22 protein-coding genes and 1 pseudogene are annotated in these 21,734 nt (G+C 70.1%); 5 read left to right on the top strand and 18 right to left on the bottom strand.

Annotation, left to right across the window (positions count from 1 at the left end):
- Positions 1–110 precede the first annotated feature (110 nt).
- Entirely contained in the window at positions 111–1,106 is a 996-nt protein-coding gene (gene coaA / locus BFF77_RS03180; RefSeq protein WP_066943563.1) for a type I pantothenate kinase, read from the top strand.
- A 50-nt stretch (positions 1,107–1,156) separates the two neighbouring features.
- On the top strand, positions 1,157–2,179 hold the full coding sequence (locus tag BFF77_RS03185) for a DUF389 domain-containing protein (protein WP_079124796.1): 1,023 nt from the start codon (positions 1,157–1,159) through the stop codon (positions 2,177–2,179).
- Between the two features lie 158 nt (positions 2,180–2,337).
- Here BFF77_RS03185 and glmM read toward each other — a convergent pair whose 3' ends face one another.
- From glmM to BFF77_RS03205, 4 genes are all read right to left on the bottom strand, one after another.
- Positions 2,338–3,696, bottom strand: a complete 1,359-nt coding sequence (gene glmM, locus BFF77_RS03190; protein WP_066943565.1) for a phosphoglucosamine mutase — start codon at positions 3,694–3,696, stop codon at positions 2,338–2,340.
- A gap of 191 nt (positions 3,697–3,887) precedes the next feature.
- On the bottom strand, positions 3,888–4,415 hold the full coding sequence (gene rpsI / locus BFF77_RS03195) for a 30S ribosomal protein S9 (RefSeq protein WP_066943567.1): 528 nt from the start codon (positions 4,413–4,415) through the stop codon (positions 3,888–3,890).
- Between the two features lie 42 nt (positions 4,416–4,457).
- On the bottom strand, positions 4,458–4,901 hold the full coding sequence (rplM, locus tag BFF77_RS03200; protein ID WP_066943569.1) for a 50S ribosomal protein L13: 444 nt from the start codon (positions 4,899–4,901) through the stop codon (positions 4,458–4,460).
- Positions 4,902–5,258: 357 nt separating this feature from the next.
- The gene (locus BFF77_RS03205; RefSeq protein ID WP_211280143.1) at positions 5,259–6,878 is read right to left on the bottom strand and encodes an ABC-F family ATP-binding cassette domain-containing protein; all 1,620 of its coding nucleotides are present in this window, start codon (positions 6,876–6,878) and stop codon (positions 5,259–5,261) included.
- A 137-nt stretch (positions 6,879–7,015) separates the two neighbouring features.
- On the opposite strand from BFF77_RS03205, the gene BFF77_RS03210 reads away from it, so the two are divergent.
- The 3 genes and pseudogenes from BFF77_RS03210 (at position 7,016) to BFF77_RS03220 (ending at position 12,499) form a co-directional block, all read left to right on the top strand.
- Positions 7,016–7,912: a hypothetical protein gene (locus BFF77_RS03210; RefSeq protein WP_066943573.1), complete on the top strand. Its 897-nt coding sequence runs from the start codon at positions 7,016–7,018 to the stop codon at positions 7,910–7,912.
- Between the two features lie 291 nt (positions 7,913–8,203).
- Positions 8,204–9,277, top strand: a pseudogene (gene manB / locus BFF77_RS03215) (mannose-1-phosphate guanylyltransferase); the annotation flags it as partial.
- A 141-nt stretch (positions 9,278–9,418) separates the two neighbouring features.
- Positions 9,419–12,499: a glycosyltransferase family 2 protein gene (locus BFF77_RS03220; RefSeq protein ID WP_066943575.1), complete on the top strand. Its 3,081-nt coding sequence runs from the start codon at positions 9,419–9,421 to the stop codon at positions 12,497–12,499.
- 11 nt (positions 12,500–12,510) lie between these two features.
- Here the strand turns inward: BFF77_RS03220 and truA are convergent, their stop codons facing one another.
- From truA to rplR, 14 genes are all read right to left on the bottom strand, one after another.
- The gene (gene truA / locus BFF77_RS03225; protein WP_066943577.1) at positions 12,511–13,374 is read right to left on the bottom strand and encodes a tRNA pseudouridine(38-40) synthase TruA; all 864 of its coding nucleotides are present in this window, start codon (positions 13,372–13,374) and stop codon (positions 12,511–12,513) included.
- A gap of 78 nt (positions 13,375–13,452) precedes the next feature.
- Positions 13,453–13,971 (bottom strand): 50S ribosomal protein L17, encoded by a 519-nt coding sequence (gene rplQ, locus BFF77_RS03230; RefSeq protein WP_066943579.1) that lies wholly within the window; start codon positions 13,969–13,971, stop codon positions 13,453–13,455.
- Between the two features lie 85 nt (positions 13,972–14,056).
- Positions 14,057–15,067 (bottom strand): DNA-directed RNA polymerase subunit alpha, encoded by a 1,011-nt coding sequence (locus BFF77_RS03235; protein ID WP_066943581.1) that lies wholly within the window; start codon positions 15,065–15,067, stop codon positions 14,057–14,059.
- A 152-nt stretch (positions 15,068–15,219) separates the two neighbouring features.
- On the bottom strand, positions 15,220–15,624 hold the full coding sequence (gene rpsK, locus BFF77_RS03240) for a 30S ribosomal protein S11 (RefSeq protein WP_003956432.1): 405 nt from the start codon (positions 15,622–15,624) through the stop codon (positions 15,220–15,222).
- A 67-nt stretch (positions 15,625–15,691) separates the two neighbouring features.
- The gene (gene rpsM, locus BFF77_RS03245; RefSeq protein WP_046504684.1) at positions 15,692–16,072 is read right to left on the bottom strand and encodes a 30S ribosomal protein S13; all 381 of its coding nucleotides are present in this window, start codon (positions 16,070–16,072) and stop codon (positions 15,692–15,694) included.
- 198 nt (positions 16,073–16,270) lie between these two features.
- Positions 16,271–16,384, bottom strand: coding sequence for a 50S ribosomal protein L36 (rpmJ, locus tag BFF77_RS03250; RefSeq protein ID WP_003956441.1), 114 nt, complete (start codon positions 16,382–16,384; stop codon positions 16,271–16,273).
- Positions 16,385–16,451: 67 nt separating this feature from the next.
- Positions 16,452–16,673, bottom strand: a complete 222-nt coding sequence (gene infA, locus BFF77_RS03255; protein WP_003956442.1) for a translation initiation factor IF-1 — start codon at positions 16,671–16,673, stop codon at positions 16,452–16,454.
- A 228-nt stretch (positions 16,674–16,901) separates the two neighbouring features.
- On the bottom strand, positions 16,902–17,738 hold the full coding sequence (gene map, locus BFF77_RS03260) for a type I methionyl aminopeptidase (RefSeq protein ID WP_066943583.1): 837 nt from the start codon (positions 17,736–17,738) through the stop codon (positions 16,902–16,904).
- Between the two features lie 162 nt (positions 17,739–17,900).
- Complete coding sequence (locus BFF77_RS03265) at positions 17,901–18,560, bottom strand: adenylate kinase (protein ID WP_066943585.1); 660 nt, start codon at positions 18,558–18,560, stop codon at positions 17,901–17,903.
- The gene (secY, locus tag BFF77_RS03270) at positions 18,560–19,879 is read right to left on the bottom strand and encodes a preprotein translocase subunit SecY (RefSeq protein WP_066943587.1); all 1,320 of its coding nucleotides are present in this window, start codon (positions 19,877–19,879) and stop codon (positions 18,560–18,562) included. The genes BFF77_RS03265 and secY overlap by 1 nt, the downstream gene beginning before the upstream one ends.
- Before the next feature lie 180 nt (positions 19,880–20,059).
- Positions 20,060–20,515: a 50S ribosomal protein L15 gene (gene rplO, locus BFF77_RS03275; RefSeq protein WP_066943589.1), complete on the bottom strand. Its 456-nt coding sequence runs from the start codon at positions 20,513–20,515 to the stop codon at positions 20,060–20,062.
- A 1-nt stretch (position 20,516) separates the two neighbouring features.
- Positions 20,517–20,699, bottom strand: coding sequence for a 50S ribosomal protein L30 (gene rpmD, locus BFF77_RS03280; protein WP_066943591.1), 183 nt, complete (start codon positions 20,697–20,699; stop codon positions 20,517–20,519).
- Positions 20,699–21,304, bottom strand: coding sequence for a 30S ribosomal protein S5 (rpsE, locus tag BFF77_RS03285; protein ID WP_066943594.1), 606 nt, complete (start codon positions 21,302–21,304; stop codon positions 20,699–20,701). The genes rpmD and rpsE overlap by 1 nt, the downstream gene beginning before the upstream one ends.
- 45 nt (positions 21,305–21,349) lie before the next feature.
- Positions 21,350–21,733 (bottom strand): 50S ribosomal protein L18, encoded by a 384-nt coding sequence (gene rplR, locus BFF77_RS03290; RefSeq protein ID WP_066943596.1) that lies wholly within the window; start codon positions 21,731–21,733, stop codon positions 21,350–21,352.
- Position 21,734 lies beyond the last annotated feature (1 nt).

Raw genomic sequence — 21,734 nt, forward strand, 5'->3', positions numbered from 1 at the left:
GCCGCGCCCGTACCCGCCGAGTACCTCGTCCGGCCCCCAGCACCCGCCCGGCCGCCGGTACGTGACTGAGCACACCCCCCGCGAGCGGCGGTGAGAGCCGACAATGGGGCGTGATCAATCCGTTGCCACGAAGTGTCCTCCGCCGGGGGGAGCACGGGCCGACCCCGTACGTGGATCTCAGCCGGGACGAGTGGAGCGCGCTGCGGGAGAAGACGCCGTTGCCGCTGAGCGCCGAGGAGGTGGAGCGGCTGCGGGGGCTGGGGGACGTCATCGACCTCGACGAGGTGCGGGACGTCTATCTGCCGTTGTCGCGGCTGCTGAATCTCTACGTCCAGGCCACGGCCGGGCTGCGCGGCGCGCTCAACACGTTCCTCGGGGAGGCGGGCAACGGGCACGGCGCGCAGCGCGGTACGCCGTTCGTCATAGGGGTCGCCGGGAGTGTGGCGGTCGGCAAGTCGACCGTGGCCCGGCTCCTGCAGGCGCTCCTCGCTCGGTGGCCCGAACATCCTCGGGTCGAGCGCGTCACCACCGACGGCTTCCTGTGGCCGATGGAGGAGCTGAAGGCGCGCGGGCTGATGTCGAGGAAGGGCTTCCCCGAGTCGTACGACCGGCGGGCCCTGACCCGGTTCGTCGCCGACATCAAGGCGGGCAAGGACGAGGTCACCGCGCCCGTCTACTCGCACCTCATCTACGACATCGTGCCGGGCGAGCTGCTCACCGTACGGCGCCCGGACATCCTGATCGTCGAAGGGCTCAACGTCCTTCAGCCCGCGCTGCCCGGCAAGGACGGCAGGACACGGGTCGGGCTCGCGGACTACTTCGACTTCAGTGTGTACGTGGACGCCCGCGCCGAGGACATCGAGAGCTGGTACCTGAACCGGTTCCGCAAGCTCCGCGAGACCGCGTTCCAGAACCCGGCCTCGTACTTCACGAAATACACCCAGGTCTCCGAGGACGAGGCCCTGGAGTACGCCCGTACGATGTGGCGGACCGTCAACCGGCCCAATCTGCTGGAGAACGTGGCCCCCACCCGGAGCCGCGCCACCCTGGTACTGCGCAAGGGCCCCGACCACAAGGTCCAGCGGCTCTCGCTCCGCAAGCTCTGAGCGCCCGGAAGGCCGACAGGCCCGGACCCCGACCCCGAGGAGCCGTTCGCTTGCTGCATCTGCGTCTGCTGGTGCCCGCCGACCGTACCGACGAGGTCGTACGGGCCGTCGAGCGCACGGTCGGCACGGCCCATCTCGCCGTCGTGCCCGGTGCCGCGCGCGATCCGCTGGGCGATCTCGTCATGTGCGACGTGGCGCGCGAGGCCGGCGACGAGCTGATCTCGGATCTGCGCGCCCTCGGGATCGACGACATCGGCTCGATCACCGTCGAGAACATCGATCTGACGCTCTCCCGGCGGGCGGAGGAAGCGGAGGAGGAGGCCCCGGGCGAGGGCGCCGACGCCGTCCTGTGGGAGCAGCTGGAGGAGGTGACCCACGAGGAGTCCACACTCTCCTTCACCTATCTCGCGTTTCTCTCCCTCGCGACGATGATCGCGGCCTGTGGTGTGGTGCTCGACAACGCGATCCTGATCGTGGGCGCGATGGCCGTCGGCCCGGAGTTCGGCCCGCTGGCCGGCGTCTGCACGGCGCTGGTGCAGCGCGCCCCGCGGCTTGCGTGGCGCTCGCTGGTCGCGGTCGTCGGCGGTTTCGCGGTGGCGATGGCGCTGACAACGGCGTTCGGGCTGCTCATGGATGTCTTCGGGCTCTTCTCCCGTTCCCTGCTGGAGGCCGAACGCGCGAACACCTCCTTCATCTGGAATCCCGATCCGTTCTCGCTGGTCGTCGCCGTGCTCGCGGGTGTGGCCGGAATGCTCTCGCTGACCTCCTCACGGTCGGGCGCGCTGGTCGGAGTCGCCATCTCGGTGACGACCGTTCCCGCCGCCGCCAACGCGGCGGTCGCGCTCGGCTACGGCGACTTCGACCAGGTCTGGGGCTCCAGCGGCCAGCTCCTGCTGAATCTGGCGGGCATCCTGGCCGCGGGCACACTCACGCTGGCCGCCCAGAAGGGACTGCGGGTGCTGACCCGGCGGCGGCGGACACGACGGAGCGGGCGGATCAAGGACGCCGGGCCCGTGGAGCGCACCGGTCCCGGACGTGTGCCCGCCGGCCCCGGGGGGACCCTTCCGGGCTGACGGGGAGCCGCGCGAATTCCCTTTCGACGCCGCGTGGCGCCCGTACGGGGAGTACGGGCGCCACGCGACAAGCCCGGGGTGACGCGACAGGCGCGGGTGCGGCCAGGCCGCCCCGCCCCCTCTTCACGACAGTCGCCGTATCGTTCCTTCGGCCGGTCTCAGCCCAGCGCCGACTTCACCGCGTCCGCCAGGCGGCCCGCCACCGAGCTCGCCTGGTCGATGTCCGGCGCCTCGACCATGACCCGTACCAGCGGTTCCGTGCCCGAGGGACGAAGCAGGACACGGCCCGTGGTGCCGAGCTCGGACTCCGCCTCGGAGACCGCCGCCGCCAGCTCCGCCGAGGTGTGCACCCGCGTTTTGTCGACATCGGGCACATTGACCAGCACCTGCGGCAGCCGCCGCATCACGCCCGCGAGATCCGCCAGCGTGCGGCCGGTCGCCGCGACCCGGGCCGCCAGCAGCAGACCGGTCAGCGTGCCGTCGCCGGTCGTCGCGTGGTCGAGGACGATGACATGGCCCGACTGCTCGCCGCCGAGCGCGTACCCGTGCTCCTTCATCGACTCCAGCACGTACCGGTCGCCGACCGCCGTCTCCACCAGATGGATGCCCTCGCGCTCCATGGCGATCTTGAAGCCGAGGTTGGCCATCACCGTGCCGACCACCGCGTTTCCGCGCAGCGTGCCCGCCTCGCGCATCGCCAGGGCCAGCACCGCGAGGATCTGGTCGCCGTCGACCTCCTCGCCCGCCGCGTCCACCGCGAGACAGCGGTCCGCGTCGCCGTCGTGCGCGATGCCGAAGTCCGCGCCGTGCTGCACCACCGCGGTCTTGAGCTGCGTGAGATGCGTGGAGCCGCAGCCGTCGTTGATGTTCAGCCCGTCCGGCTCCGCGCCGATCGTGATCACTTCGGCGCCGGCCCGGGTGAAGGCCTCCGGCGAGACCCGCGCCGCCGCGCCGTGCGCCTCGTCGAGAACGACCTTGAGCCCGTCGAGCCGGTTCGGCAGCACCCCGATGAGATGGGCCACATACCGGTCGAAGCCCTCGTCGTAGGTACGGACCCGGCCCACGCCCGCACCCGTCGGCCGCTCCCACGGCGCGCCGGTGCGGTGCTGCTCGTACAGCGTCTCGATCCGGTCCTCCAGCTCGTCCGCGAGCTTGTGCCCGCCGCGCGCGAAGAACTTGACGCCGTTGTCCGGCATGGCGTTGTGGCTCGCGGACAGCATCACACCGAGGTCGGCGCCCAACGCGCCGGTGAGATACGCCACCGCCGGGGTGGGCAGCACACCGACGAGCAGGACGTCCACGCCCGCGCTCGCGAGTCCGGCCACGACAGCGGCTTCCAGGAACTCGCCGGAGGCACGCGGATCACGCCCGACCACCGCCGTGGGCCGATGCCCGTCGAACGTCCCCACCTCGGCGAGCACATGTGCCGCCGCGACCGACAGACCGAGCGCCAGCTCCGCCGTCAGATCGGCGTTGGCGACACCGCGCACGCCGTCCGTACCGAAGAGTCGTCCCACAGCTCTCCCTCCGAGAACACTCCGAGCCGTCACCGCTCCGAGCGAAAATGCTCCGAAAATGCAAACTATTAAGCGCCTGATGCTGTTATACGCCCGAGATCACCCGGAAAACGAACGCCCCGGCGGCACGGAGTGCCGCCGGGGCGAACGAATGCCGTAGAGGCGTAATGCCTGGACCGGCCAGCGAGCGATTAGCGCTTGCTGTACTGCGGGGCCTTACGGGCCTTCTTGAGACCGGCCTTCTTGCGCTCGACGGCGCGGTCGTCGCGGCTCAGGAAGCCGGCCTTCTTCAGCGGGGCGCGGTTGTTGTCCACGTCCGCCTCGTTCAGCGCGCGGGCCACGCCGAGGCGCAGCGCGCCGGCCTGGCCGGAGACGCCGCCGCCGGAGATACGGGCGATGACGTCGTAGCGGTTGTCCAGTTCGAGCACCTTGAAGGGCTCGTTGACTTCCTGCTGGTGCACCTTGTTGGGGAAGTAGTCCTCAAGGGTGCGACCGTTGATCTTCCACTTCCCGCTGCCCGGGACGATCCGGACGCGGGCGATGGCGTTCTTGCGACGGCCCAGGCCGGCGGCCGGCTGCGGGTCGCCGAAGCGGGAGGCCAGGGACTCGGAGGTGTACTCACCCTCGACGGGGATCTCCGACTCGAAGGTCGTCACCGCGTCGAAGGTCTCTTCGACCTCGGCGCCTTCGACGGGGTTCTCAACAGTGGTCTCGGCCACGATGCTCCTCAGATTTCTTTTCGTCTTAGGGGGTGGCCGGAACTACTGCGCGACCTGGGTGATCTCGAACGGGACCGGCTGCTGGGCGCTGTGCGGGTGCTGGTCGCCCGCGTAGACCTTCAGCTTCGAGAGCATCTGACGGCCCAGGGTGTTCTTGGGGAGCATGCCCTTGACGGCCTTCTCGACGGCCTTCTCGGGGTTCTTGGCGAGCAGTTCGTCATAGCGGACGGAACGCAGACCACCCGGGTAGCCGGAGTGGCGGTACGCCATCTTCTGGGTCCGCTTGTTGCCGGACAGGTGCACCTTGTCCGCGTTGATGATGATGACGAAGTCACCGGTGTCCACGTGGGGAGCGTAGATGGGCTTGTGCTTGCCCCGGAGAAGGGTGGCGGCGGTGGTCGCCAGACGGCCCAGGACGATGTCCTGCGCGTCGATGATGTGCCACTGGCGCGTCACATCGCCGGGCTTGGGGCTGTACGTACGCACGGTCGTAGCCTTCGCTTCTTCAGTGATGGGGTCTCCCCGGGCCCGCTAGGGCCTGAGGGACGGGTCCTGTACAAGGGCCACCCGGACGATGCACGACAGCCTTGGCCGGCACACGGGGACGCAACCCGTTGCCAGCCGCTGGTCATCGGCCCGGTGGACCAGCGTAAGGGCCCCTCGCGTGAGAACGACCAAGCCAATACGCATAACGAACCAGAAGAATACCGTCGGTGCCCCGTACGGGTCAAAACGGCGGGTGGGGCACACGGCCCACGGGGTCCGGTACGGGTACGGGGGCCGGCGCCCGCGGCCCGGGACGCACGGCCTCCGGACCGGGCCGGGTGCGGCCCCGCGCGGCGGTCAGCGGGCGCGGACCACCCTGCGCTCGTCCCACACCGGCTCCGGGGTCTCCCGTACGACGCCGTCCGACCCGAACACCAGATAGCGGTCGAAGGAGCGCGCGAACCAGCGGTCGTGCGTGACCGCGAGCACCGTGCCCTCGTACGCCTCCAGGCCCTCCTGAAGGGCCTCCGCCGACTCCAGGTCGAGGTTGTCCGTCGGCTCGTCCAGCAGCAGTGCCGTCGTACCGCTCAGCTCCAGCAGCAGGATCTGGAAGCGCGCCTGCTGGCCGCCGGAGAGCTTCTCGAAGGGCTGGTCGCCCTGGCGCTCCAGCTCGTACCGGCGCAGCACGCTCATCGCGCCGCCGCGGTCCTTCGCGTGCTCCGTCCACAGGATGTCGACCAGGGTGCGTCCCAGCAGCTCCGGGTGGGCGTGGGTCTGCGCGAAGTGTCCGGGCACCACCCGGGCGCCCAGCTTCCACGTTCCCGTGTGACGGACCTCCTCGCCGGCCAGCAGCCGCAGGAAGTGCGACTTGCCGGAGCCGTTCGAGCCGAGGACGGCCACCCGCTCGCCGTAGTAGATCTCCAGCGAGAACGGCTTCATCAGTCCGGTCAGCTCCAGGCCCTCGCAGGTCAGGGCCCGTACGCCGGTGCGCCCGCCGCGCAGCCGCATGGTGATCTCCTGCTCGCGCGGCGGCTCCGGCGGCGGCCCGGCGTCCTCGAACTTCTTGAAGCGCGTCTGCATCGCCCGGTAGCGCGAGGCCATGTCGGGACTGATCGCCGCCTGCTGCCGCAGCCGGTGGACCAGCGCCTTCAGCCGGGCGTGCTCCTCGTCCCAGCGCCGCTTCAGCTCCTCGAAGCGGGCGAAGCGCTCCTTGCGCGCCGCGTGGTACGTACCGAACCCGCCGCCGTGCACCCAGACGTCGGAGCCGGCCGGGCCCGGCTCCACGCTCACGATCTTCTCGGCCGCCGTGGCCAGCAGCTCCCGGTCGTGGGAGACGAAGAGCACGGTCTTACGGGTCTCCTTGAGGCGCTCCTCCAGCCAGCGCTTGCCGGGCACGTCCAGATAGTTGTCCGGCTCGTCCAGGAGCAGCACCTCGTCGGGGCCGCGCAGCAGCGCCTCCAGCACCAGCCGCTTCTGCTCGCCGCCGCTGAGCGTGCGCAGTTCCCGCCACTGCGCCTTCTCGTACGGGACGCCGAGCGCCGCCATGGTGCACATGTCCCAGACGGTCTCGGCCTCGTAGCCACGGGCCTCGGCCCAGTCGCTGAGCGCCTGCGCGTACCGCATCTGCGCGGCCTCGTCGTCCACCGTCATGATCGCGTGCTCGGCCTCGTCGACCGCGGCCGCCGCCTCGCGGATACGCGGCTGCGCGACCGAGACCAGCAGGTCACGGACCGTACGCTCGTCGCGCACCGAGCCCACGAACTGCGACATCACGCCGAGTCCGCCGCTGACGGTCACCGTGCCGCCGTGCGGCTGGAGCTCTCCCGCGATCAGCCGCAGCAGTGTGGTCTTGCCCGCGCCGTTGGCGCCGACGAGGGCGACGACGGCCCCCTCGCCGACGCGGAACGAGGCGTCGCCGAGCAGCACCCGTCCGTCGGGGAGGTAGTACTCCAGGTGCGCGGCCTCAAGATGTCCCATGGTCCGCATTGTCGGGGCAGGCGCCACCGGAACCCAATCCTTTTCCGCCGGTCCTTTCGCGTCGCCCGCGTCCGCCCTCCCCGGCTCTTCCGCCTCCGGCGCACAACGCCCGCGCGGGCGGCCTTAAACTGCGCGGCATGAGCTATGGGCAAGGGGGACCCTGGGGCGGCCCCGGTTCACCCGGACAGGACCCGTACGGAACGCCCGGACCGGACCCGTACGGCACACAGACACCGGACTGGGCCGCGCTGGCGGACGCCTCCGCCGCGCGTGCGCGCCGTAGGCGCTGGCTGCTGATCGGCGGCGGCGTGCTCGCGACCGCCGCGGTCGGCGCGATCGTGGCGACCGCGGTCGTCTCCCTGGACAAGGGCGAGGACCGGGCCTCGGAGACCAGCGCCAGTGAGCTGCCCGCGCCCGAGGAGCTGCCGGCCGAGAGCGCGGTGCCCGAGCCGACCTTCTCCTCGGTCGATCCGCTGCCGCCGCCGGACCCGAAGGACTTCATCTCCAGCGCCGCCAAGGACAAGGCGCCGCTGAGCGCCGACACGCTCTTCCCCGGCGCGAAACTGACCATGGGCGACCGGGTGTACCGGAAGGGCGCCACCACCCGTACGACCAACTGCGCCGCTGCGGCCCAGGGCGCCCTCGGCTCCATCCTCGCCGCCAACGGCTGCGACCAGGTCATCCGCGCCACCTACAGCAAGGACGGCGTGGCGGTGACCGTCGGTGTCGCGGTCTTCGAGCAGGAGGCGCAGGCGCTCAAGGCCAAGGCCGAGGCGAAGGACGGTATCGCCTCGCTGTCCGGGAGCGGTGTCCCCACCTTCTGCCGGGCCCCCTCGATCTGCCGCAAGGTCACCAACTCCATAGGCAGGTACGTGTACTTCACGGTCGGCGGCTTCACCAGCGGCAAGGACGTCACCGAGTCCGACAAGGACGTCTACACCACCGGTGACGATGTCGCGGAGTTCACGTTCCGTCAGATATTCGGCCGGGGCCGCGTCCAGGCGTCGGCGGCGGCCACCGCTCCCGCGGCCTGACCCGGCAGGACGCGGAGACCGGACGCAGGGACAGGACACCGTCCCGACCCGGACAAGGCGCGCAACGGGCACCAATCGCGCGCATCTTCGCATTCGCCCCTCATGCTCCGCCCACAGCTGTCAGAATGTGGCTTTCGTCGGCCACAGCAGAGCGGGTACCGGGGGGTGCGCGGTCGGCCGGCGTGCCACAGAAGGCGCTGGGGGGATCCGGGCCGGGCGGGACGCGCGAGCTGACGTGCCCCGCCGCGCCCGGCTGTTCCGCCCGGTCCCGCGACACGAGGCGGACACCAGATGACCGAGGCGATTCTTCTCGTCGGTGGCCAGGGAAGCCGGCTGCGCCCGCTGACCAGTCACACACCCAAGCCGCTGCTTCCCGTGGCCGGCGTCCCGTTCCTTGCCCATCAACTCGCGCGCGCCGCCGCCGCCGGAGTCACCAGGGTCGTCTTCGCGACCTCGTACCTGGCCGGGCTGTTCGAGCCGCACTTCGGTGACGGCGCCCGGTTCGGCCTGCGGCTGGAGTACGAGACCGAGGCCGAGCCGCTGGGCACCGGCGGAGCGATCCGCAACGCGGCCCGGCGGCTGCGGTGCGGGCCCGGCGAACCGGTGCTGGTGTTCAACGGCGACATCCTCTCCGGACTGGACATCGCCGCACTCCGGGAGGGCCACCGCGCCTCCGGAGCCGCGGTCACCCTGCATCTGACCCGGGTGCCCGATCCGCGCGCCTTCGGTCTCGTGCCGACCGACGCGGACGGACGGGTGCTGGCCTTCCTGGAGAAGCCCGGGTCCCCCGAACAGATCGTCACCGACCAGATCAACGCGGGCTGTTATGTCTTCACACGCTCCGTCATCGACCGGATCCCGGTGGGCCGCGCGGTGTCCGTGGAGCGTGAGACCTTCCCGGGCCTGCTCGCCTCCGGCGTCCCGGTGCGCGGTGTGGTGGACGACACGTACTGGCTCGACCTGGGCACTCCGGCGGCGTTCGTGAAGGGCTCCGCCGATCTCGTGCGCGGAATCGTCTCCTCCCCCGCCCTGCCCGGCCCGGTCGGCGACGCCCTGGTGCTGCCCGGCGCCCGGGTCCATCCGGGCGCGGCGCTCGGCGGCGGCACCGTCGTCGGCGAGGGCGCCGAGATCGCGGACGGTTCGGTGGTCGAGGGCAGTGTCGTGCTGCCGGGCGCCCTGATCGGCGCGGGGGCCCGCGTCCGCCGCAGTGTGATCGGCCGGCACGCCGTGGTCGGTACGGACGCCACGCTCGACGCGGTGGTCGTCGGCGACGGCGCCGAGGTCGGCGCGGGCAACGAACTGCCGTCCGGCGTCCGCGTCGGCTGCGGGGTGAGGCTCGCGCCGGAGGCCGTCCGGCTCTCCGCCGCGCCGACGCCGTGCGCCGCGCCCTCGCCCTTCACACTCTCCGGTGTACCGCACGCCTCGTCCGCGGTGCCCCGCACACGGTCCGCGTAAAGTCTGTGCGACTTGAGCGGTAACGGTGAGCGTCGAGAAGGTGTGGGGCGGATGGCGGTCAAAGTCACGGTGGTGGTCCCGACGTACAACTCGGGAAGCCACATCGAGCCGTTGGTCGAGTCGATGCTGCGGCAGACACTGCCCCGCTCCGAGTTCGAGGTGCTCTTCGTGGACGACGGCTCGACCGACGGGACGCCCGAGCATCTGGAGGCACTGGTCGCCGCCCACGACCACTTCCGCATGACGCGGATCCCGAACTCGGGCTGGCCGGGCAGGCCGCGCAATGTCGGTGTGGAGCGGGCGAACGGCGCGTACGTGCAGTTCGTGGACCACGACGACCGTATGGCACCGGAGGCGCTGGAGCGGCTGTACGAGATGGCCCGGCGCAACGGCTCCGACATCGTGATCGGCAAGGTCGCCAGCAACTTCCGCAGCCGTGGCGTTCCGTACGGTCTGATGAGCCGGACCCGCGAGAGCGCCACGGTGTGGAACGCGCCGCTCATCGACAGCCTCACACCGCACAAGATGTTCCGCACGGCGTTCCTGCGCGAGCACGGCATCGTGCATCCCGAGGGGCCGTGGATCCTGGAGGACCAGCTCTTCATGGTCCGCGCCTACCTCAAGGCGTCCGTCGTCTCCGTGCTCGGCGACTACGTCTGCTACACGTACTGGGCCCGCGAGGACGCCGAGAACGCGGGCACCGCGGCCATGGACCCGCGGTGGTACTACGGAAACCTGCGCCAGGTCATGGCGGCGGTCGTCGAAGGCACCGAGCCGGGGGCCGAGCGCGACCGGCTGCTGCGCCGCTTCTACCGGGTGGAGATGCTGCACCGGCTCGGTGTGCCGCCCCAGGGGCTGCTGATCGACCCGCCGTTCCGTGACGATCCGTACGAGGTCGTGCGCGAGCTGGCCGAGGAGTTCATGACCGACGGCGTGCACCGGGGACTGGCCGCCGTGCAGCGCACCAGGTCGGCGCTGCTCCGGGCGGGCCGACGCGAGGAGCTCACCGAGTTCACCCGCCGCCAGAGCGATCTGGTGGCCCGGTGCGAGGTCGGGCGGCCGGTCTGGAACCGCGACCGGTTCAAGGTCCCCTTCACCGCGCGCTTCGCAGGCGGTCCGGGGGACGGCTCGGGGCTGCTGCTCGCCCGGCGCGGCGAACGGTACTTCCTCGCGCCGGCCCTGACGGACGGGGTCCTCTCCGAGCCCGTCGAGGTGACCGACGAGCTGAAGACCTTCAAGGCCGATGTGCTGCTGCGGCACACGGAGACCGCCCATGTGTGGGTGATGCCGCGCGAGACGTCCCTCGAACTTGAGGAGGAGCCCGCGCCAGGGACCGGGGAGGCCGAGGACGACGGCACCGTGCTCGTCCGTCCCGTCGTGCGCGGCACCTTCACCGTGGACCCGCTCCGCGCCGCCGGCGGCGCGCCGCCGGCCGAGGGCGTGTGGGAAGCCCAGATCCGGCTGATGGGCGCCGGTTTCGACCGGTACACACGGCTGGGCGGGAGCACCGTGCCCGGCGAGGTCGATCCGCCCGCCCCGGAGATCCTCGGCGGCCGGGAGATCACCGCCACGCTCGACGGCGGCGGGCTGGCCCTGACCGTACGGGCGAGCGACGCGGCGCCGCGCGCCCGGCCGCCGAAGGTCAGCGTCGTCCTGCCCACGGACGGTGCGGACCCGGCGGCCGTCGGGTCCACGCTCGCCTCGCTGACCGCCCAGACCCTGCCCGCCCGGGACGTCGAGGTGATCCAGGTGGCACGGACACCGCAGGGCACCGAGCCGCGCAACGCGGGCGCCGACGCCGCCACCGGCTCGTATGTGATCTTCATGGAGCCCGGTGACCGTCTCACCCCCGACGCCCTGGAGCGCATGTACGCGTACGGCGTCGAGCACGACGCCGACATCGTCGCGGGCAAACCGGCCGCCCGGGGCAGGCCCGTGCCGCGTGAGCTGTTCGTACGCGACCGGCCACGGGCCACGCTCGCCAGGGATCCGCTGGCCGACAGTCTCACGCCCGACAAGCTCTTCGACCGCGCCTTCCTCGCCGAGCACGGGATCCGCTTCGCCGAGGGCCGCCCGCTGGCCGGTCAGGCGTTCACCGCGGAGGCGACGCTGCGGGCAGGCCGTACAGCGGTCCTCGGCAGCCGTGTCTGCTACCTGTACGGGCCGCCGCGCACCGGGCAGCCGCCCGTGGCCCCGGACGCGTTCTACGACGCCCTGAAGGGGCTCCTGAAGCTGACCGACGCGCTCACCGGGCCCGGAGCCGCACGGGACCGGCTGCACCGGCGGTGGCTGCGCGTGGAGATCCTGGACCGGCTGAGCGGCAAGCGCTTCCTCGATCTGGACGAGGACGCGCGGCGCGGGCTGTTCCACGAGATCCGCGAGGTCGTGGTGGACGGTGTCTCCCGTACGGCCGTGGCGGGGCTGCCCACCGCACGCCGGCTGGCCGTCGGGCTGATCGTCGACGACCGGCCGGACGATCTCATGGCGCTCGCCCGCTGGGAGTCCTCCGTCGGCTGCCGCGCCCGGCTGGACGCCCTCTCCTGGCAGGACGGCGGCCGGCTCCGGATCGCCTTCACCGCCGAACCGCTCGCCGCCGGGGCTCCGTTGGGCCTCACCACCACGGGCGACGACGGACCGGCCCTCGTACCGGCCGGCCTCTCCGCCGCCCTGCGGGAGCGCTTCGCGCGTGAGCCGCTCACCGGCGGCGCGCTGCCCGGGAAGGCCACCGCCGTGCTCGTCCTGCGCGAGCGCGCGGGCGGCGCCGAGCACCGGCTGCCCACGGATGTCACCGTCCGCCACGAGGACGGCGCCCTGAGTGTCACCGGCGCCGCGCTCCTCGATCCCGCCACCGCCGTGGACGGCTCACCGCTCGAGGACGGCGTCTGGGACCTGTACGTACGGCTCACCGCGCTGGGCTGGACGAAGACCGCCCGGCTCGGCGCGCTGCGCGGCCCGGACGTCCCCGAGCGGCTCACGCCCGTACCGCACCCGGCCGCGCGGGACCGCCGTATCACGCCGTACTGGACCAATCCGCAGACGGATCTGTCCCTGCGCGTGGCCGTCCCCAGGGCGCCCGAACCCAAGGCACCGGGCCTGCTGCGCCGCGTGGGCCGCCGGCTGCGCCGCGTCTGAGCCGTCCGCGGTCAGCAGCAGCCGGGACCGCCGCCCAGCGTCCGCTTGTTGCGCGCCTCCCGGCTGCGGGAGGCCAGCAGCTCGTCGGCCGGATAGCCGACCTCCTCCAGTGTGAGCCCGTGCGGCCGTACGACATGCACCGCCGAGTCCCGCACCCCCGCCGCGAGCACCTTCGCCGGCCACTCCACGGGCCGGTGTCCGTCGCCCACGAACAGCAGCGCGCCCACCAGCGAACGGACCATGTTGTGGCAGAAGGCGTCGGCCCGCACGGTCGCGGTGACCACGCCGTGCGCGTCCCGCTCCCACTCCAGCCGCTGGAGCGTACGGATGGTCGTCGCGCCCTCCCGCTTCTTGCAGTACGCCGCGAAGTCGTGCTCGCCGAGCAGCCCGGCCGACGCCGCGTTCATCGCCCCGACGTCCAACGGCCAGTCGTGCCACAGGACATGGCCGCGCAGCAGCGGATCGACACCGCCGGGACGGTCCACCACGCGGTACGCGTACCGCCGCCAGAGCGCGGAGAAGCGCGCGTTGAAGCCGGCGGGCGCCTCCGTGACCCGCCACACCCGTACGTCATGGGCCAGCCGCCCGGCGAGCCGCCGCAGCAGCCGCTCCCGGTGCTCGGCCCACACGGACTCCGGCAGATCGACATGCGCGACCTGTCCCCGCGCGTGCACGCCCGCGTCCGTACGTCCGGCGACGGTCAGCTCGTACGTCCGCGCGGACCGTGTCACCGTGCGCAGCGCGTCCTCGATGTCGCCCTGGACGGTGCGCCGGCTCGCCTGCCTCGCCCAGCCGGAGAAGTCCTTGCCGTCGTACGAGAGGTCCAGCCGCACCCGTACGAAACCGGGCGCCGCGCCCTCGATGTCCTCGTTCACCTGCCCGCTCCCCTTCACAGCCGAACGGGCCCGCCCCCATCAGGGAGCGAGCCCGTCCGTCAGCCGTCTTCCGTACGCTCAGGCGTCCTTGGACCCGGCCTCGTCGGCCTTGGCCTCGGCGTCGGCCGGCTTGGCGTCCTCGACGGTCTCGGCCGGAGCCTCGTCCTTCTTGAGGGCGTCCTCCTTGACCGCGCGCTTGGTCGCGGCCTCGGCCTCACCGGTCGCCTGCTGCGCCACGGTCAGCGCCTCGACCAGCTCGATGACCGCCATCGGGGCGTTGTCGCCACGACGGTTGCCGATCTTGGTGATACGGGTGTAGCCACCGGGCCGGTTCTCGTACCGCGGCGCGATCTCGGTGAAGAGCGTGTGGACGACGCTCTTGTCCGTGATCGACTGAAGAACCAGACGACGGTTGTGGATGTCGCCCTTCTTCGCCTTGGTGATGAAACGCTCCGCGACCGGACGCAGGCGGCGGGCCTTGGCCTCGGTCGTGGTGATGCGGCCGTGCTCGAAGAGCGACTTCGCGAGGTTCGCGAGAAGCAGCTTCTCGTGCGCGGCGCTGCCGCCCAGACGGGCGCCCTTGGCGGGCTTCGGCATGGTGTGTCTCCTTGTGTCTGCACCGGCCGTATCAGGTACCGGTGTCAGTTACCGACGGGCTGCTGCCCGCCGGAAGCGTTCACGATCAGTACTGCTCGGTCTCCACGAAGCCGGCGTCCGCGTCGAACGCGTCCGCCGCGGCCGTCGGGTCGAATCCGGGCGGGCTGTCCTTGAGCGCCAGGCCCATGCCCGCGAGCTTCGCCTTGACCTCGTCGATCGACTTCGCACCGAAGTTGCGGATGTCGAGCAGATCGGCCTCGGAGCGCGCCACCAGCTCACCCACGGAGTGGATGCCCTCGCGCTTGAGGCAGTTGTACGACCGGACGGTGAGCTCCAGCTCCTCGATCGGCAGGGCGAGATCGGCGGCGAGCGCGGCGTCCGTGGGCGACGGGCCCATGTCGATGCCCTCGGCGTCGATGTTCAGCTCGCGCGCCAGACCGAACAGCTCGACCAGCGTCTTGCCCGCGGACGCCATGGCGTCACGGGGCCGCATGGCCTGCTTGGTCTCGACGTCGACGATCAGCTTGTCGAAGTCGGTGCGCTGCTCGACTCGGGTCGCCTCGACCTTGTAGGTGACCTTGAGCACGGGCGAGTAGATCGAGTCGACCGGGATACGGCCGATCTCCTGGCCCACCTGCTTGTTCTGCACGGCGGAGACATAGCCGCGACCGCGCTCGACGGTCAGCTCCATCTCCAGCTTGCCCTTGCCGTTCAGCGTCGCCAGCACGAGGTCCGGGTTGTGGACCTCGACACCGGCCGGCGGCGCGATGTCGGCGGCGGTCACCAGGCCGGGGCCCTGCTTGCGCAGGTACATCACGACCGGCTCGTCGTGCTCCGAGGAGACGACGAGCTGCTTGATGTTGAGGATGAGGTCGGTGACGTCCTCCTTGACGCCCGGCACGGTGGTGAACTCGTGCAGGACACCGTCGATCCGGATGCTGGTGACAGCGGCGCCCGGGATCGAGGAGAGAAGCGTACGGCGGAGCGAGTTGCCGAGCGTGTAGCCGAAGCCCGGCTCCAGCGGCTCGATGACGAACCGCGAACGGTATTCGTCGACGACCTCTTCGGTCAGCGACGGACGCTGAGCGATAAGCATGCGTGAATCCTTCAGTTGGGGACGCCCGCTATTTGACGTCCTTCGGTACTGCTCGGTTCAAGAGTACGGGCGGCACGGCACCGAAGCGCCGAACCGCCCGTACCGCACATCAGCCGCAGGTGCGTCACGCGGAACGCGTCACGCCCCTGTGGTCAGACGCGCCTCCGCTTGGGCGGGCGGCAGCCGTTGTGCGGGGTGGGGGTGACGTCCTGGATCGAACCCACCTCCAGGCCGGTGGCCTGGAGCGAGCGGATCGCGGTCTCACGGCCGGAGCCGGGGCCCTTCACGAAGACGTCGACCTTGCGCATGCCGTGCTCCTGCGCGCGACGGGCGGCCGACTCGGCGGCCATCTGCGCGGCGAACGGAGTGGACTTGCGCGAGCCCTTGAAGCCGACATGGCCGGCGGAGGCCCAGGAGATCACATTGCCCGAGGGGTCCGTGATCGAGACGATCGTGTTGTTGAACGTGCTCTTGATGTGGGCGTGCCCATGAGCGACGTTCTTCTTTTCCTTGCGGCGCACCTTCTTGGCTGCACCCTGTCGGCCCTTAGGAGGCATGTTTTGACTTCCTGCGAGGAGGTGATCGGTCCTACAGCGAAGACCGCTGATGAGCGTCCGCTGAGGACTACTTCTTGCCCGGCTTCTTCTTGCCGGCGATGGCGCGACGCGGGCCCTTGCGGGTACGGGCGTTCGTGCTGGTGCGCTGACCGTGCACCGGCAGGCCACGGCGGTGGCGCAGACCCTGGTAGCAGCCGATCTCGACCTTGCGGCGGATGTCGGCGGCGATCTCGCGACGGAGGTCACCCTCGGTCTTGAGGTTGGCGTCGACGTACTCGCGGATCTTGACGAGGTCTTCCTCGGCGAGATCGCGGACGCGGACGTTCGGGTCGACGCCGGTGGCGGCGAGCGTCTCCTTGGACCGGGTGCGCCCGATACCGAAGACATAGGTGAGGGCGACCTCGACGCGCTTTTCGCGCGGAAGGTCAACGCCTGCGAGGCGTGCCATTCATGGCTCCTGTTGATGTTCGGAGGTCTTCCGCAGTGACTCTCCCTGCCGTCGGCGCCCGTCTGCACGAGAGGCGCCCGGTCCGGGTCCCCGGCCTCCGCCGGAGGTGTCGGTCGCCCGCGTACGGGAACCGGACACTGCGTAATTACGAGTTTGCTCGCGTCGCGCGAAGTACTGCGAGAGGCAGGCGGTCGTGCGTCAGCCCTGGCGCTGCTTGTGGCGCAGGTTGTCGCAGATGACCATGACCCGGCCGTGACGGCGGATCACCTTGCACTTGTCGCAGATCTTCTTGACGCTCGGCTTGACCTTCATGGGATTGAGGTTCTCCGGGTCAGTGCTGACAGCCCGTGCACAGGGTGCCCGGGATGCTCAGCAAGATCTACTTGTATCGGTAGACGATCCGGCCACGCGTCAGGTCGTACGGAGACAGCTCCACCACGACCCGGTCATCGGGAAGGATCCGGATGTAGTGCATCCGCATCTTGCCGCTGATGTGCGCGAGGACCTTGTGACCGTTCTGGAGCTCCACCTTGAACATGGCGTTCGGGAGGGACTCGATCACGGTGCCCTCAATTTCGATGGCACCTTGCTTCTTGGCCACGCTTCGCCCTTCGAATCGGCTACCTTGATCGATTCTGACAGCCGTGCAGCCGCACCAACCGCATACGGACACACGGGTACACCAGAGCCGACGCGTCAGTCTACGGCAGCACACCCGGAAAGACGAATCCGTGAAGTTTGCCCGCCCCGGAGATCCTTAAGCGGCCGGACCGTCCCGGCCCGCGCGGCGAGCGGGGCCGGCTGGCGGCCCGGCACGCGGGCCGGACCCTCAGGCCAGCGGATCCGGAGCCGCCGTGACGCCCAGCTCCGCCAGCTTGGCCCGGCCGCAGTCCGGGGAGGTCAGCACCAGCGGGCCCTCCTCGGTGAGAGCGACCGAGTGCTCCCAGTGGGCGGACCAGGTGCCGTCCGTCGTGATGACCGTCCACTCGTCCGCCAGCACCTGGGTGTGCGGCGTACCGAGCGAGACCATCGGCTCGATCGCCAGACAGAGGCCGGGCACCAGCTTGGGGCCCTTGCCGCGCTTGCGGGAGACGTAGTTCAGCAGATGCGGGTCCATGTGCATCTGGGAGCCGATGCCGTGGCCGCCGTAGTCCTCGATGATCCCGTACTTGCCGCCGCCGGGCCGGGGCTGGCGGCGGATGTACGTCTCGATCGCGCGCGAGACGTCCACGAGTCTGCTGCCGTTGCGCATCGCCGCGATCCCGGCCCACATCGACTCCTCGGTCACCCGGGAGAGCTCGACGAGCTCCGGAGCGTGACCGGAGCCCACGAACACGGTGAAGGCCGCGTCGCCGTGCCAGCCGTCGATGACCGCGCCGGCGTCGACGGAGATGATGTCGCCGTCCTTGAGCACGGTCTTGTCGTCCGGGATGCCATGGACGACGACCTCGTTGACCGAGGTGCAGATCGTCGCGGGGAAGCCGCCGTATCCGAGGAAGTTCGACTTCGCCCCGTGCTCGGAGAGCACCCCGCGGGCGACCTCGTCCAGGTCCCTGGTGGTGGCGCCCGGCACGGCTGCCGCGCGGGTGGCCGCGTGCACGGCGGCGACGACCAGTCCCGCCTCGCGCATCTTCGCGATCTGCTCGGGAGTCTTGATCTCCACCATCGTTCTGCCTTCCACCCTGACATCCGGACCCGGACGCGTACCGATACGTTTCGCCTGACGGTGCCGCGCCCGTCACAACACCCGCTCAACACTACGGCCGTGGTGCCCGAAGGACGCCACGGCCGTACGCTTACCGCCTTCTTGCCACGAGCCGGACCGCGCCTACGCGGCCTGGTCTCCCTGGAGTGCGCGCATCGCGCGCTCGGTCACCTCGGTGACCTTGCCCAGCGCGGAGATCGTGACCACCAGGCCCTGGGCCCGGTAGTAGTCGATGATCGGCTCGGTCTGGGTGTGGTAGACCTCCAGCCGCGTCCGCACCGTCTCCTCGGAGTCGTCGTCCCGCTGGTAGAGCTCGCCGCCGCAGAGGTCACAGACGCCCGGTACCTCCGGCGGGCTGTAGGTGACATGGAAGACATGCGCGCTCTCGTTGCGGCAGATACGCCGGCCGGCGATCCGCTTCACGACCTCGTCCTCGGGGACCTCCAGGTCCAGCACGGCGTCCAGCTTCAGACCCTCGCGCTTGAGCGCCTCGTCCAGCGCCTCCGCCTGCGACACATTCCGCGGAAAGCCGTCCAGCAGGAAGCCGTTGGTGGCGTCCGGCTGGGACATGCGCTCCAGGGCCATCGCGATGGTCACCTCGTCGGGCACCAGGTTCCCGGCGTCCATGAACGCCTTCGCCTGCTTGCCCAGCTCGGTGCCCTGGCTGATGTTGGCCCGGAAGAGGTCGCCCGTGGAGATGTGCGGTACCGAGAGGTTCTTGGCGAGGTACGCGGCCTGCGTTCCCTTGCCGGCACCGGGCGGTCCGACGAGGACGATTCGCATCAGCGGAGGAACCCTTCGTAGTTGCGCTGCTGAAGCTGGCTCTCGATCTGCTTCACGGTCTCCAGACCCACACCCACGATGATCAGGATGCTCGTCCCGCCGAACGGGAAGTTCTGGTTCGCGCCTCCGAAGCCCGCCAACGCCATCGTCGGGACAAGAGCGATCAGACCCAGGTACAGCGAGCCCGGCCACGTGATCCTGTTGAGCACATAACTCAGATACTCGGCGGTCGGGCGACCTGCCCGGATACCCGGGATGAAGCCACCATACTTCTTCATGTTGTCCGCGACTTCTTCGGGGTTGAAGGAGATCGCCACGTAGAAGAAGGCGAAGAACACGATCAGCAGGAAGTACGTCGCGATGTAGTACGGATGGTCGCCCTTGACGAAGTGCGCCTCGATCCAGGTCTTCCATCCGGCCTGCGAGCTGGAGAACTGCGCGACCAGTGCCGGGATGTAGAGCAGCGACGAGGCGAAGATGACCGGGATCACACCCGCCTGGTTCACCTTGAGCGGGATGTAGGTCGACGTACCGCCGTAGGACCGGCGGCCGATCATGCGCTTCGCGTACTGGACGGGGATCCGGCGCTGCGCCTGCTCGACGAAGACGACCAGGCCCACCATCACGAAGCCGATCAGGATGACCGTGCCGAACTCGATCCAGCCCTTGGCGAGCGTGCCGCTCTGCTTGATGGCCCAGAGCGCGCCCGGGAAGCCGGCCGCGATCGAGATGAACATCAGGATGGACATGCCGTTGCCGATGCCGCGGTCGGTGATCAGCTCACCGAGCCACATGACGGCCGCGGTGCCCGCGGTCATGGTGATCACCATGGTGACGGTGACGAAGATCGACTGGTCGGGCACGATCTCCGAGGCGACCGGGCAGCCGCTGAAGAGCGCACCGCTGCGCGCGGTGGCGACCAGGCCGGTTCCCTGGAGGACGGCGAGGGCGACCGTCAGATAACGGGTGTACTGGGTGATCTTGGCCTGACCGGACTGGCCCTCCTTCTTGAGGGCCTCCAGCCTGGGGATCACCACGGTCAGCAGTTGGAGGATGATGCTCGCGGTGATGTACGGCATGATGCCGAGCGCGAAGATCGTGATCTGCAGCAGCGCCCCGCCGCTGAACATGTTGACGAGGCCGAACAGGCTGTTATTGCCCTTCTGGGCCGCATCGACACAGGTCTGGACATTCTCGTAGCTGACACCTGGCACGGGGATGTGCGCCCCGAGCCGGTACAGCACGATGATGCCGAGCGTGAAGAGCAGCTTCTTGCGCAGGTCGGGCGTCTTGAACGCCCGGGCGAACGCGGTGAGCACGGTGCCTCCTGCGACCCCCGCGCTACTGCGTCAAGGGTGACGGTCTTGAGGATCGACGGATAAGGAACAAGCAACAATGCACGCCACCTTACCGGCGACTGTGCCCCCCTAGGAACGACCAACCGGGGATGCCTCGTGTGAGAGACATCCCCGGTCGGGTGTTCAGGCCATCGAGTTCTCTCAGACGAGCTCGGTGACGGTGCCGCCGGCGGCGGCAATCTTCTCCTTGGCGGACCCGGAGACGGCGTCCACCGTCACCGTGAGTGCCACGGAGATCTCGCCCTGGCCCAGGACCTTGACGAGGCTGTTCTTGCGTACCGCGCCCTTGGAGACCAGATCGGCCACCGTGACCTCGCCGCCCTCGGGGTAGAGCGCGGAGAGCTTGTCCAGGTTCACGACCTGGTACTCGGTGCGGAACGGGTTCTTGAAGCCCTTGAGCTTCGGGAGACGCATGTGGAGGGGCATCTGCCCGCCCTCGAAGCGCTCCGGAACCTGGTAGCGGGCCTTGGTGCCCTTGGTGCCACGACCAGCGGTCTTGCCCTTGGACGCCTCACCACGGCCCACACGGGTCTTGGCGGTCTTGGCGCCCGGAGCAGGACGGAGGTTGTGGACCCTCAGCGGGTTGTTCTCCGCCATGTCAGTCGACCTCCTCAACCGTCACGAGGTGGCGGACGGTGTGCACCATGCCGCGGAACTCGGGGCGGTCCTCCTTGACAACCGTGTCGCTGACCCGCTTGAGGCCGAGCGAACGCAGGGTGTCGCGGTGGTTCTGCTTGCTGCCGATGTACGACTTCGTCTGCGTGATCTTGAGACGGGCCATCACGCACCCGCTCCCGCACGCGCCCGCAGCAGAGCCGCGGGGGCGACGTCCTCAAGGGGCAGACCGCGGCGGGCCGCGATCTCCTCGGGGCGCTGGAGGCCCTGGAGGGCCGCCACCGTCGCGTGCACGATGTTGATCGCGTTGTCGGAGCCGAGCGACTTCGACAGGATGTCGTGGACGCCCGCGCACTCCAGCACGGCACGCACCGGGCCACCGGCGATCACGCCGGTACCGGGGGAAGCCGGCTTGAGCAGGACGACGCCCGCGGCCTTCTCGCCCTGGATCGGGTGCGGGATGGTGCCCTGGATACGGGGGACCTTGAAGAAGTGCTTCTTGGCCTCCTCAACGCCCTTGGCGATGGCGGCCGGCACCTCCTTGGCCTTGCCGTAACCGACACCCACGGTGCCGTCACCGTCGCCCACCACGACCAGCGCGGTGAAGCTGAAGCGACGACCACCCTTCACAACCTTGGCGACACGGTTGATCGCGACGACGCGCTCGACGTACGCGGTCTTCTCGGCGGCAGCCGAACCGCCGTCACGGCCCTTCCGGTCCCGCCGCTCGCCGCCACCGGCACCGCTTCCGCGGCGCTGGGGTCCAGCCATTGGATTACCTCTCTCTGTTACGTCCGCTGGCTCCGGAACCGGGGCCTAGAACTTCAGCCCGGCCTCGCGGGCGGCGTCGGCCAGAGCGGCGATCCGCCCGGCGTACTGGTTGCCACCACGGTCGAACACGACGGCCTCGACACCGGCCGCCTTGGCGCGCTCGGCGACCAGCGACCCGACCTGCTTGGCCTGGGCGCTCTTGTCACCTTCGGTGCCACGGATCGAGGTGTCCAGGGTCGACGCCGACGCGAGCGTGTGGCCCGCGATGTCGTCGATGACCTGAGCCACCATGTGGCGGTTGGAACGCGTCACGACGAGGCGCGGGCGCTCCTGCGTGCCCGAGACCTTCTTGCGGACGCGAATGTGGCGGCGCTTGATGGCAGCGGCCTTGTAGGCCTTGCCCTTGGCGATCTTCACACCGTATGCCATG

Origin of the sequence: Streptomyces lushanensis (assembly GCF_001700515.1) — a bacterium.
GTDB lineage: Bacteria > Actinomycetota > Actinomycetes > Streptomycetales > Streptomycetaceae > Streptomyces > Streptomyces lushanensis.